A 13,015-nucleotide genomic window follows, 5' to 3' on the forward strand; every position below is an offset into this window, starting at 1 on the left:
AATACATGAGCGATCGCTTTTATTGTTTGACTATCGTTATCAGATAGGCGATCGCACGCTCATCAACCATCATGCTAGGAGCGATCGCTTTTATTGTTTAACTCTGGCTATCACATAGGGAGCGCACTTGGAAGATGAAGCGATCGCACGCTTATCAACCTTCATGCTAGGAGCGATCGCTTGACCGTGCCGATTTTAGATTTTAGATTTTAGATTAAAAATTATTTTGGTTCATGCCTTGCCCCTTGTGGGCGGAACAAATCCTCTCATCCAAAATTTAAAATCATCAAGCCCCGTACCCTTGTGGTCTCTTTCAATCCAAAATCGGCAATCCAAAATCTAAAATTGATTGACCTTCAAGACAGTTGCTACAAAATCGGCGATCGCTAAAATTAGATTTGAGATCCGATTGCTCCTAAGGCAGGCTTATAATCTTTTGATGGCACAAGATGGGGTCTTTCTCCGGATTGAGCTAGTGCATACCTTACTGCTTGATTTTAGGACCAGATTCCTTGCTTAGATCCCACTTTTCCTTGTCGTATTCGTAGGGTTGTTCCCTTTTCATAGCCTTTTTTAGACATTCGATCACAGAATTAAGCGCTTCTGATCGCGGCGATACTGCGCCCTCATCTACCTGTGGTAGCGCTTTTTTTGTCTTCTTACCCTGTGAGGGAGCTTGTGTTGCCAATTTTTTATACTCTTCCATTTTCTGGTACATTGTCTTCAGATTCTCAAAGTCGTTGGCAGGCAGTAGCTTGTCCGCGTTATCCTCGAAATCTTTTCCGGGATCGTCTTTGCGTCCGCCCGGCCCGATAACGAGGTTGCCGGGAAACCACTGATACATCTTCTCAATTATTTCGGCGGCCGCGGAGTCCTTTGGACCGACATGTTTCCCATTCTCTCCATTTTTTTTAGAGGCCAAGTTTTCGAGCTCATTGTGTAGCTCCTGCTCAGTTCGTCCGCCTGCATCTTTCCAGTCCTCCTCTGTGGCTTCTTCATGCTTACCCTGTGTGGATTCCTTATTACGCTCTTTTTCACGCGCCTTCTTTGTAGCTTGGAATTGTTCAAAGGTCACATTCTTAAATCCGTAGTTTTTAAGGCTGTTGGTTGTGAGCGTCTTAAGCTCTCCTTCAAGTTGAGCGAGGTCGCCGCTGCTATGCACGGCGTTGTAGAAGTTCATCAGCGTGTCTTTGGGAACAATATGGTGTCGCGTCATGTCGAGCTTACCGAGCTGATTTATCTGCTCATAAAAGTCGGGAACATTGCCGATCTTGTCCATCCTGCCGTTGTCTTTGAAACGCTGCACAGCCCCCCCATTCTGCTGCACCACATGAGTCAACTCATGCGCCAACAACTCCTGCCCCCCTCGACTCCCTGGCTCATACGCCCCCTGCCGAAAGAACACATCCTGCCCCGTGGTAAACGCCTTCGCCTGTATCGACCGATTCAACTGGTCACTCTGAGTATCTGTGTGAACCTTCACCCTACTGAAATCAGCCCCAAATCCTTGCTCCATCGGTTCACGGATATTCTTTGCCAATGGCTGTCCCCCACCCCGTGCCTGATTGATGGATGCTTCCAAATCTTGTGTTGCTGCCACGATACCACCGTTTGACACACGACGCTGCACCATCGGCTTCATTTGCAATTCGTCTTCATCAGGCAATGACTCGCGCTGAAGTTTCTCGCTCTGTGGCTGATGAATCCGTTGCATAACCTGACGTGCTGTTTCGTCAGCTTCCTGCTCATACTTATCTCCAGGCTCCCCAATTGTCAGCTTTGCCTGAATTGGTGTATCTGGTCTTCTTAGTGGAATATTGGCAATGTTGTGACTAAATCGCCTTGCGTGTTGCAGTTGAGAATTCAATAATCCATCCATCTTCGCTTGCAGCACAGTCAGCCGTTCCTGCCCCTCTGGCGTAATCTTGCCATATTTGGCTTGTAATTCCAGTCCAAAAGCCTCCATCTTTTGTTCTGCAAAGGCAACATCTTCTTTTGTACTTTGTGTCACAGGTGCAGCTGATGCTTTTTGAATTTGGCTACCAAACGGTCTATACGCCAATTTAGGGTTTTGTTCTGCTGCTTGGGAATTGGTATTAATGGATGAGGGAGTCTTTGACAATCTTTTATTGTGCATTGTTTTTACAAGTTCTTTATTTGCAGTCAACCTGACATTAAGTTTTCGGTCTACTGACTTTAGGTAATATCTTTATCGAAAGAAATACATATGTAGTACTGCATAGAATTATTTGTTTGCTATAAAACGTATTCATCTATCTTCAGGTAGAGATTCCTATTGAAACAATGTAACTTTTAATTAATTCCGCAAAAAGTAAAATCTAAAATTTGCCTCAGCATCCATCTAAGCGAGAATTTGCAGTTATTACTTTACCCTGATGCCCTATCTGGGTACATTTTCCCTGTGATTCTAAAGCATCAATCTTTCTTAAAAGCGACATTCCCCACACTATAGAAATCACCAACTTAATCGTCATGCCTAAGAGCAAAAGTGTTACTATTCTGGCAGATTTCTTTTGTTGAACCAGCCTTTTTTGGTGTTCTGCAAGTCGTGCTTCAACTTCTTTGGCACGTTCCGCTTCTAATGCTTGCTGCATTTCTCGCCGATCTAATTCTTCACTAGCAGCTAAAAATCGATAATCTAAATTGCTCAAGCTTTTACCATTTGCCCAAGTTTGGGCATCAATCAAGGCTTGTCCGTGCAATAGGCGAGATTCATCCTTTTCCTTTGAGGCTACCCATGCATTGAAGGTTTCGTAGTAGGGGCGCAAGTAAGCTAATTTTTTTCCAACCCATTCTAAATTGAAAACTTCTTGATAAATTCGGTTTTTGATTTGGAGAAAACCTTGCTTTTTGATTACTAAACCAGATAGTAATAGTTCTACCTGTTCTCGACTGTCGTCGGCTGTTACTTCCACTCCTTGGAGAATTTGTTGATAAATTCCTAGCAATCTAGCGGCAAATTGTTCGTTTCTAAGGATGCGATCGCGAATTGTCCGCAAATGCTCCGGTTCATCAAGTGATTCCCATTTTTCGATGATGTGCGATCGCACCACATTTTCTATCCAAAATTCTTCTGTGCCAGGGGGAAATTTTAGCTTTTTACCCACATCATCTTGAGATAAACTGACAAGTAGCCGACATAGTTTTTGAGTAAGAAATGGTTGCCCTTCTGTCCAAGCTAATACTTCTTTCAAAACTTTCTGGGGATGATTGTCTTTAATATCCAGTCCCAAAGATAGTGGTTGAGCTTCTTCAAATGTGAAACCATTGATTTGTATGGCTTTCCCAAAATTAAACGGTGTAGGATGATTTCGATATAGAATTAATTCTGAAGGTGTCGCAACACCAAAAATTGCAAATGTAATCCGATGATACTCTGGATCAATTGCTCGTTGGTTGTAGCAAAATCGAATTAAACTAAAAAAGTCATCAACAGAGAAATCAAGGCTGAGAATACTATCAATTTCATCAATAAAAATAAATAATCTTTCGTTAGGAAATTGAGCTAACAGATTTTCCGAAATAAATCGACTGAGTTTCTGAACTGAAGAGATATCATTTTGTTGTTCACACCAACTTTTTAGATTAACTTTTCCTGACAGTTTAAAACCTAACCATAAGTCCCCGATAATTCCCTTATACCACTGCTCTGGAGTTATATTTTCGCAACCAATATTAGTCATATCAACGGTTGCACATCTAAAGCCTTCTTGTTGCAAGCGATGCTTTGTTTTGACCATCAGTGAGGATTTGCCCATTTGCCTACAGCTAAGGATGTAGCAAAATTCACCCTGTTTCAAGGCTTCGTAGAGTTCTACATCTGCCCTGCGCTCAACATAGCTAGGAGCGTCACTGGTTAAAGTGCCGCCAACTTGGTATCGATAATTGTTCATTTGATTTAAAATTTAAAATCCGTTCTCGTTCTTAATAAATGAATTAGTATCGGGACAATTGATAAAATTCATCTTAAGAATGAGAATTACTTATTTTGATTATTTGTCTTTCAATAGTCTACCAGAACCATCAGTACCCTGAGTGTCCAAGTTGTTGGCTAAAATAAAGGCGATATAACTCACACATCGTGTGAGCTTGATTACCGTTTAGTTGAACCAAACCCATGCTTTCTAGCTTATAAGCAGCGATCGCGTCTAGTTCTACTTTTTCATCTGTTGCAATTACCTGTTGCATAGCTGACATTAATTCTGGTTCTTTTTGGAGTAGGTTCAACAATTCTCGTAAATGCTGACTGTAAATTCCCACTGGTGTAGATGCAGTTTCTAGTAACACCTCTAATGTGATTTCCTCCTGACATAGATGATAAAGCGCAAGGCTCACTAAATAGGGATGTCCTCCTACCATTGTTTGTAGGGGTACAAGGCGTTTTGCCCCTTCGGAGTCTGCTGCCCAGTGTAGTCCGTAACATAATGCTAAATTCTGTACCTGATTGAGAGTAAACGGTGGCAGCGTAATTGTTATCCCTACATTGAAAGGCGATTGGTTGAGGTTGAGCGGAATATAAATTTCTGTTGTGTGAACCACCACCATCCGCAGTTTTTGCCAGATTTGCTCCTGCTTTGCTTGTTCATGCCAACATCGCAGCATTGGCAGAAAGTCTTGGGCAATATTGGGATGTTCAAAAACTCGATGGACTTCATTCAAAGCCAAAACTACAGGACTATGATCAATGTATTGCAGCAGATACGCTTCAAAATAGATTTTGCAGCTTACCTTGCTGCCCATTTCCGTATCCCAAAAATCATCTAGACTGGGAAAGAGATTTAACTGCCTGCTGACATTGACACAAAACCAACGCAAAAATTTATCAATACAAGCAAAAACGTCTTCGTCAGCTTCTTGAAAGTCCAAATAGACAATTTGATAACTTTGCTCTCTAGCATAAGCAATCATCCGGTTGAGCAATGAACTTTTTCCCATCTTTTTAGGTGCTTTAATCCGGATTAAGCAACCAGGGTGTAAAATCTCGTTACAAACAAGTTCTTCTAGGGGAGGGCGATTGATGTAAAAAGGAGAACCCAGTGGTACAGGGCCGCTAGGAAATTCTATCTTGCTTGCTGAAAAAAAGTTTGGAGATATTTCTAAGCTAGATTCTTCACCGAACTGATGTTGGCTCTGATTCTGCCGATCGCCTATCTTGTCTTGCAGGTATTTATTCAAGGCTAAATGCAGATTTTTTTTCGTTACTCTTTTTCCAAGTGCAACGGAAAGGTCTTGCCACAACTCAGAGCCAACTTCCTTGATGTAATTGTTGCGGTAGCCTGATGCCTGTGCCATTTCACTGTAACTTTTGCCCAACCACGATTGAGAGAGCACAAACCACTGAATGGAAGCAAGAGGCTTGTCTTGCAAAATTCTTTCTACTGCTTGCTGAATATCTTCCACGGATATTAAAGGTTAAACAATTAGTAGATGCATTTATCCACTTTGGTCTAGTAATAATATACTACCGATTAAATACTTAAAAAAAGAAAAAAATGTATATGGGTAAAAAATTTTATGCTTTATTAATCTTCAAAGAAAGAAAATTATTAGTCTGACACTTCAGAGTAGCAAAAGTGGATTTTAGTGGGAATCAGCTGCTACAAATGGTCTTCTTCCCAAGGGTCACAGATAAAAGTAACTTATGGAACCACTATTTTTTGTAAAAGCGACACTACCGCCGCTTCTGCGTTGGTAACAAACGATGGATAAATGGGAATTCAAAGATATTACTTCTTCAGTGCCAGAGTCAAGCCATCTGCGATCGCTACTACACTAAGACTAACTCGCTGGTCTTGATGCAGCTTTTGATTAAAGGCACGAATCTTTTTAGTTCTATTATCTTGCACTTGGGGGTCGGCAACCCTGCCTGACCAGAGGACATTATCGATCGCAATCAGTCCTCCCCGTCGCACTAATTGCAGCGATCGCTCATAGTAGCCATCATAGTTGCTCTTATCTGCATCGATGAAGGCAAAATCAAAAGTTTCCACTTCTTTGGTTGCGAGTAGCCGATCCAAAGTCTCCAAAGCTGGGGCAATGTGCAGTTGAATTTTATCCGCGACTCCTGCTTGCTGCCAATAGCGCCGGGCGATCGTTGTAAATTCCTCACTCACATCACAGGCTACTACCTGACCGTCGCTCGGTAACGCCAATGCCACCACTAAGGCACTATAGCCTGTAAATACCCCAATTTCCAAAGTTTTCTTGGCTGCCAACAATTGCACTAGTAACGCCAGAAACTGCCCCTGTTCGGGAGCAACCTGCATCCTGCCGATTGGATACTGGGCTGTTTCGTGTCTGAGTTGAGTCAAAATTTCCGGTTCTCGCAAAGAAATTGATAGTAAGTAGTCATAGAGGTTTTGTTCGAGTCCTAGTGTTTGAGTTGTCATAACGTGTCCTCCTGCAATCCATAACGTTTACACAGCGCTTGCAGTTTCAACTTCAACAGCGAGTGGGGAATCTACACAAAGTTGAGGCTGCGCGTTGCGTATTCTCCAAGAGTTGTAGCTACTGCCATTTGATTGTTGCGCTTACTAATATTAGACCTCTTGCATAAATCAAAAGCCCTCACCCTAAATCCCTCTCCCATGCTTGGGAGAGGGACTTTGAAATTGCCTCCCCTTCTCCCAATTTTGAGAGAAGGGGTTGGGGGTTGAGGGTAGTTTTGCATTTGTGCAAGAGGTCTATTATATTGATTTCTTGCTTCATTCCGGGATTGAACCCAATAATCACGCTTGCGATCTGGTTAGCGATCGCCAACTAAACACTACACTTAGTACAGCATTTCATTAATTCCAGGACTTACGCACAAGTAACGGAAAATCAAACCGCAGAGTCCGCAGAGAAGCCAGTGCGCCCTTGCGGTTCCCCGACTTAAAGCAACTGGCGCGACACGGAGAAGTAAGAGTTTCAGAGAGTTCTTGCGTAAGTCCTAAATTCGTAACGAATTAAATTTGGCAATACCCGGCAATGCCAATGCGTCGCTTTACATTGTTAATGCGTCGGTTTACATCGTTAATGCGTTGGTTTACATTGTTAATGCGTTGGCTTGCATTGTTAATGCGTTGGTTTACATTGTTAATGCGTTGGCTTGCATTGTTAATGCGTCGGCTTACATTGTTAATGCGTCGGCTTGCATTGTTAATGCGTCAGCTTGCAATGCCAGTGTGCCGACTTGCATTGTTAATGCATCGGCTGGCATTAACAACGTTACGCTTTTACGCAAAGCTGTATTTAGTACTTAATATAATTCTTTTCTTTACCTTTAATTAAAAATATGCAGAAAACCCAAAATGCAATCTTCAAAAACCCAAAACTTTTGAGGATTGAATATCTTTGAAATCGGGGATGAAAGTTAATAGCAGGAAATATCAAAACCTTGATAAACTGCGTCCACATTGAAAACTGTAGTTCTGTATGAACAGAAAAACCCTCATCCCCCAGCCCCTTCTCCCAATACTGGGAGAAGGGGAGCCGGAAAGAAGTCCCTCTCCCAAGTAGGGAGAGGGATTTAGGGTGAGGGCAAAAACTACGGTTCTCAATATAGATAAAGTTTATATACAGTTAACTTCCTAAATTTCCCAGTAAAATACTCAATCCACTACTTAATATTGACAGTTCAAAGAAATTCAATTTATCGTCTGGAATAACACTCGGCTGTTGTGTAAGAACTTCATAACTGAACTTTGATCACCCAGAGGTTTTTGTAATGCCTATCGATTTATTGAGCCGCAAAAAAACTCATTTTGTCTTGTGGCGTCCCGGTGCTTCAGAACTAGTTCCCACTCTCTATATTGGCAACACTGCTCCCGAAAGCCCAGACAGATTAGCCCAATTTAAAGAAATTCCGCTTCGTCAATCAACAGAATTTCCAGAATTGTGGGAAGTTTCGGCTCAAGAATCTAGTTTGACGGAAGGACAGGTCTACTTTTACTGGTTTAAAGTCCGCAACTCAGACCCTTACGACTCTGCCAATGCTAACCAAATTCTCTACTGCACAGATCCAACAGCGACGACTGTGGATCGACGCTTACGTGCACCAACGCCGTCAGAATCGGGAGGTGTTGCTAGCTTCGATCCGGCAAGCGTCGTGCTTTATCAAAATGGGACGCTGATTCCCTGTGATCCCGAAGGGCAAACTGTAAATTGGGAAGGGGATGCTGCTTTAGAGACGCTGCCAACCAATAATCAACTGGTGATTTACGAATTACCAACCCGCTGGACAAAGATTAACTCAAATGGATTGATTGAAGAAGGAAACGGCACATTTCGTGACGTACTGGCACTGTTGATACCAGAAGCGATCGCTCCTACTTTTCCCATACTCAGCGCCTTGAATAACCGCGCTCATCTTGTGGAACTGGGAATCAACGCCTTAGAACTTCTGCCACCAGAAGATAGTGATGATGATCTCAATTGGGGCTATGGTACAGCAAATTATTTTGCAGCGGATTTTGACTTAGGACGCCCAGATAGCAAGTCAGCACCTACTGCTTCGACTGATTTAGCTAATCTGATCAAAGTTTGTCATCAGCAAGGGTTGCGCTTTTTTGTGGATGTGGTGATGGCATTCTCGCGGAATAATCCTTACCATAACGTTAATTTTTTGGAATTTTACATCAAATGGGCCAGTGGTGATCCAGAACAAGGGTCAAGAGATGGCTTTGGTGGGGATTTATTTAAGTACGACTATTGGGTAGAGGGTTATAACCCGATTACTGGGCAAAAGTCCTGGCTTGTCCCAGCCCGTGAATACTTAAAAGCGCATATTGCCCACTGGTTAGAATACTATCGGGTTGATGGTCTGCGGTTGGATAGCGTCAATAATATCGCCAACTACGACTTTTTGCAGGAATTTAAAGATTTTGCCCGCACCCTTTGGGACAAAAGAGGTGGAATCGGCGATAGGTTCCTCGTAGTTGGCGAAGAGTTGAGTGTACCCTTATCTCTCATCCACCAAAATCGTCTGGATGGACTTTGGAATGAAAAGTTCAAGCAAATCATCCGACAGGTGATTTTAGGTAAGAACGCCTGGGATGAACCCAGCTTTGAGTGGAGTATCCGCAAACTAATTGATTGCCGAAACTTAGGCTTTACAGATGGTTCTCAGGCGGTAAACTATATAACTTCCCATGATGTTGGCGGTTATGGTAACGAGCGTTTCTTCAGCTACTTGGTTAGTAATGGAATTGATCATACTGAACCGCGGATTAAGTTAGCATTTGTCTGCCTGCTTACCGCTGTAGGAATTCCCATGATCCTTGCTGGAGACGAATTTGCCGATCAGCAGGATTTGCCTCCAACAGATGATCATAAGCAGATTGACCCTGTTAACTACAGCCGTGTGAAAGATGATTGGCGGCAACGCATTTTCCAATACGTTGCCAGGTTGGTTCGCTTGCGTAAGACTTCCGATGCTTTAGCTGTAAATGAGACTCAATTTCTTCATGTTGACTTTAATGATGGTAAACGAGTTCTAGTCTGGCAGCGTGGTAATAAAGCCGATCAATTAGTAGTTGTAGTGGCGAATTTCTCTGATTATGGCACTCCTGTTGGTTCTGAGTACAGAGTCCCGAATTGGCCTGCAACCCCAGTTGGCAAGCAGTGGCAGGAAATTACTCAAGAGCGGATAATTCCATCTGAATGGGTAGGCAGAGAAGGTATCTTCCCTTGGGAAGCAAAAGTGTACGCTGTAGTTTAATCTTGATGCCGCTCAGTGAAAGATCATGTTAGGTCAGGTTTGGTACTTCAACCTGACCTATTCCGATTACCAGGATGAGATACTACAAAATTCGGATGCTTAATTCTGAAACTCAGCGGCTAGATCCATGATTATGGGTACAGATGACTCAATCAGCCATGTAGATTGTAATTATTATGCAATAAACCAGCGCACAGACATTCTATATGTAGAGATATTGCATACCAAGCCTTTAGTTGAGTTACTCGCCTAAACCCTTCTAGAATTAAAACTATTGTAGGGAAATTTTATTACTAAACTTGTTTTTATTCTGGGAGGTATGATGAGCCGTCCAATAATTCTTGGTATTGTAGGCGACAGCGCTGCTGGAAAAACAACACTAACGCGAGGAATCGCTCAGGTACTCGGCCCAGAAAATGTTACGCTTATTTGCACAGATGATTATCACCGTTACGATCGCCAACAACGTGCAGAGATTGGGATCACTGCCCTTCACCCGGACTGCAACCACTTAGATATTATGCAGCAACACCTGTCGTTGCTACGCACAGGACAACCAATTCTTAAACCAGTTTACAGCCATAAAACCGGCACATTCGAGCCACCGCAGTATATCAAGCCAAACAAATTTGTGATTATTGAGGGATTACTCGGTTATTCTACTCGTGCTGCCCGTGATTCTTACGATGTTAAAGTTTACCTTGCACCTCCTGAAGAACTACGCACTAAGTGGAAAGTCAAGCGGGATACGCAAAAGCGCGGCTACACTGCCCAACAGGTAATAGGGGAATTAGAAAAGCGCGAACCAGACTCAGCACAATTCATCCGTCCGCAGCGGCAATGGTCTGATATAGTTATTAGTTTTTACCCACCCATTGAGGAAGCTGATGAAACCAATGGACATTTAAATGTGCGTTTGGTACTACGTCCGACAATTCCCCACCCAGATTTTACCCCAATTATCAACTCTAGCTATGGTAATTCTGATTCAGCCATCCGTCTGGGGCTAGACAGGGATATGAGTAAGCCTGTGGATGTCTTAGAAGTTGATGGTCATGCAACCTTAGAACAGGTGAATAAGCTAGAGCATATTATTTGTTCTGATATGCCCCATTTACGAAGTATTTGCGATCGCGAAAGTAATCCAGAACTGGGTAAAATCGCAGGTACAACTGGGGAGACATTGCAAAGTTACCCCCTTGCTCTTACTCAGTTGATCATTACCTACCACATGCTTAAAGCAACGCAAATTTATCAGTAATCAGCGAAGATGAAGGGGTTTAACGGGTTTGCGATCGCGTTTAGTGTTGTGTGCTGAATTATGCGATGCCTACGGCGGTAAACTACGCACTATGCTAACGGCTAATCTTCAGGTAGAGATTTGCTTATGAATGTAGTCCAAGAGTTCTCCAACAGTGCAAGCTACAGGAACTGAATCACCGAAAGAATTATAGCTAAATGACGGAGGCCATTTTTTAACTGACCCTAATATCTCCTCAGGTATTTCAATATTAAAATCAAACGCCTCTTCAAGTGCCATTGCAAGCTCAACAGTATCAAGCTCATCTGCTCCTAAATCGTTACAGATGTGACTAGTTAAAGTTACTTTATCCAACTCATCAACCTTCAACTGTTCACTGACTATATCTAGAACTTTAACAAAAAGCTCGGACATACTCTTGTCTCTACCAGACTCATCTAACTTTTTAGCTAACTCAATCAATCGATTTTGCCTGCGATTCTCCGCCTCTGTCGCTTGTTGAGCTTCTTGTGCCACTCGTCGAGCTTCCTCAACTTTTTGGCACTGTAAGCGCTTGTAGGCTGCTGCTTTCTCAGTCGCTACGTGCATTTTCAAGACTTCGATATGGGAGTTAATAATATCACGCACTAGAGAAAATTCAACCTTGTGTCCGCTCTCGCTATAAATTTTTGTAGCTATCTTCCAGACAGTCTCATCGTGTTTGGATACTAGAGAATTTAAACCCTCTTCTGTAACTGGTATAGTTTTATCTAAATAAGTGTTGATTACTTTTTTCAGGATGTCTAACTCATAGGCTCTATCATCAGCGGTCATTGTAACCTCTCTTACACCTGGCATCCGTTAACCTTTTGCTATCTGTTTGTAAGCATCACAGGTAATTTTAGAGACATAATGGGTGAGGAAAACTTTTATCTTCTTAGGCTGCCCACTCTAATATAGTCGGATCATCCTTACCCGACAAATTTACATCTTGGACTCGAATGATGTCGATGTTTGGATTGTGGCGAAGCAACCCCCTGACGCAATACAGCTCAGTTAAGCATTTCTTTCTTCTCTGTGCGTCCTCTGCGCCTTCTCTGCCAGACGCTGCGCGTTGGCGGAAGCCTCTTGTAGAAAAGGCGGTTCGTTAAAAAATTGATTTTTATTCCTCCGAAAACATGATGTGCAGAAATAGATAAAATTTCCCAAAATTAAAGATTTTCTCTAGTTAAGGATAATTCCGATCGCAAACAAGGGATAACTAAGGATAGTTCCATCTAGGGTGAGTATTCTCTTAGTTTTCTATGACCTATTGCCTCAGAATTGCCGACCTACCTACAAATGAGCGTCCGCGTGAACGGCTAATGACGCACGGTGCCAAAATTTTAGCCACAGCGGAGTTAATTGCAATTCTTCTAGGCACCGGTCAAGGGCCAGGAAAATTATCTGCTGTGGGTTTGGGACAATATATCTTGAGCGAATTAGGCAAACACCAACGTGATCCTTTGGTAGTTCTGCGAGAAGTTACCCCCGCTGAGTTGATGCAAATTTCTGGTGTTGGCCCAGCAAAGGCGACAAGTATCTTAGCAGCAATTGAATTGGGCAAACGCGCCTTTCAATCTCGACCTTTAGATGGCACACTAATTGATAGCCCACTTGCTGCTGCTGCTACCCTCAGTCAAGATTTGATGTGGCAAACAAAAGAACGTTTTGCAGTGGTGCTGTTAGATGTCAAGAATCGTTTGCTGGGTACGCAAGTAATTACTATTGGCACTGCAACCGAAACCCTAGCCTCTCCCCGTGAAATCTTTCGGGAAGTTATTCGTCAAGGTGCAACGCGGGTAATAGTTGCTCACAACCATCCTTCTGGGAACCTTGAACCCAGCCACGAAGATATAGAATTAACGCGTCAGTTGTTAGCAGGGGCACAGCTTTTGGGCATTCCGGTATTAGATCATCTGATTTTGGGCAATGGCAATCATCAAAGTTTACGGGAACTGACAACTTTGTGGGATGAGCATCCACAAGGGGATTAAATTAACAAGACGCGACGG

The 13,015-nt window shown here is 42.8% G+C and carries 8 protein-coding genes and 1 pseudogene; 4 read left to right on the top strand and 5 right to left on the bottom strand.

Going from position 1 to position 13,015, the window contains the following annotated elements; genetic code table 11:
* Positions 1 to 484 precede the first annotated feature (484 nt).
* The 4 genes from Q0541_RS15360 to Q0541_RS15375 form a co-directional block, all read right to left on the bottom strand.
* Complete coding sequence (locus tag Q0541_RS15360) at positions 485 to 2,167, bottom strand: DUF4157 domain-containing protein (protein WP_298911557.1); 1,683 nt, start codon at positions 2,165 to 2,167, stop codon at positions 485 to 487.
* A gap of 184 nt (positions 2,168 to 2,351) precedes the next feature.
* A complete protein-coding gene (locus Q0541_RS15365) occupies positions 2,352 to 3,914 on the bottom strand; it encodes an AAA-like domain-containing protein (RefSeq protein ID WP_298911558.1) in 1,563 nt (520 codons plus the stop codon).
* Positions 3,915 to 4,044: 130 nt separating this feature from the next.
* Positions 4,045 to 5,421 (bottom strand): AAA-like domain-containing protein, encoded by a 1,377-nt coding sequence (locus tag Q0541_RS15370; protein ID WP_366941885.1) that lies wholly within the window; start codon positions 5,419 to 5,421, stop codon positions 4,045 to 4,047.
* A 326-nt stretch (positions 5,422 to 5,747) separates the two neighbouring features.
* Positions 5,748 to 6,410, bottom strand: coding sequence for a class I SAM-dependent methyltransferase (locus Q0541_RS15375; RefSeq protein WP_298911559.1), 663 nt, complete (start codon positions 6,408 to 6,410; stop codon positions 5,748 to 5,750).
* Between the two features lie 564 nt (positions 6,411 to 6,974).
* On the opposite strand from Q0541_RS15375, the gene Q0541_RS15380 reads away from it, so the two are divergent.
* The 3 genes from Q0541_RS15380 to Q0541_RS15390 all read left to right on the top strand — a co-directional run bounded on the left by Q0541_RS15380 (position 6,975) and on the right by Q0541_RS15390 (position 10,982).
* Positions 6,975 to 7,265 carry a hypothetical protein gene (locus Q0541_RS15380; protein ID WP_298911560.1) on the top strand — a complete coding sequence of 97 codons (291 nt, stop codon included), beginning with the start codon at positions 6,975 to 6,977 and terminating at the stop codon, positions 7,263 to 7,265.
* Positions 7,266 to 7,729: 464 nt separating this feature from the next.
* Complete coding sequence (locus tag Q0541_RS15385; RefSeq protein WP_298911561.1) at positions 7,730 to 9,721, top strand: alpha-amylase family glycosyl hydrolase; 1,992 nt, start codon at positions 7,730 to 7,732, stop codon at positions 9,719 to 9,721.
* A gap of 322 nt (positions 9,722 to 10,043) precedes the next feature.
* Positions 10,044 to 10,982 carry a phosphoribulokinase gene (locus Q0541_RS15390; protein WP_298911581.1) on the top strand — a complete coding sequence of 313 codons (939 nt, stop codon included), beginning with the start codon at positions 10,044 to 10,046 and terminating at the stop codon, positions 10,980 to 10,982.
* Between the two features lie 231 nt (positions 10,983 to 11,213).
* Here the strand turns inward: Q0541_RS15390 and Q0541_RS15395 are convergent.
* A pseudogene (locus Q0541_RS15395) lies at positions 11,214 to 11,396 on the bottom strand (acyl carrier protein); the annotation flags it as partial.
* An 869-nt stretch (positions 11,397 to 12,265) separates the two neighbouring features.
* Here Q0541_RS15395 and radC point away from each other — a divergent pair.
* On the top strand, positions 12,266 to 12,997 hold the full coding sequence (gene radC, locus Q0541_RS15400; RefSeq protein WP_273767179.1) for a DNA repair protein RadC: 732 nt from the start codon (positions 12,266 to 12,268) through the stop codon (positions 12,995 to 12,997).
* Positions 12,998 to 13,015 lie beyond the last annotated feature (18 nt).

The organism is uncultured Nostoc sp. (assembly GCF_937863485.1).
Classification (GTDB): domain Bacteria; phylum Cyanobacteriota; class Cyanobacteriia; order Cyanobacteriales; family Nostocaceae; genus Nostoc.

Coding starts and splice junctions, on each gene's coding strand:
- radC (WP_273767179.1), top strand. CDS start 12,266: ATGACCTATTGCCTCAGAATTGCCGACCTACCTACAAATGAGCGTCCG.
- Q0541_RS15385 (WP_298911561.1), top strand. CDS start 7,730: ATGCCTATCGATTTATTGAGCCGCAAAAAAACTCATTTTGTCTTGTGG.
- Q0541_RS15390 (WP_298911581.1), top strand. CDS start 10,044: ATGAGCCGTCCAATAATTCTTGGTATTGTAGGCGACAGCGCTGCTGGA.
- Q0541_RS15375 (WP_298911559.1), bottom strand. CDS start 6,410: ATGACAACTCAAACACTAGGACTCGAACAAAACCTCTATGACTACTTA.
- Q0541_RS15365 (WP_298911558.1), bottom strand. CDS start 3,914: ATGAACAATTATCGATACCAAGTTGGCGGCACTTTAACCAGTGACGCT.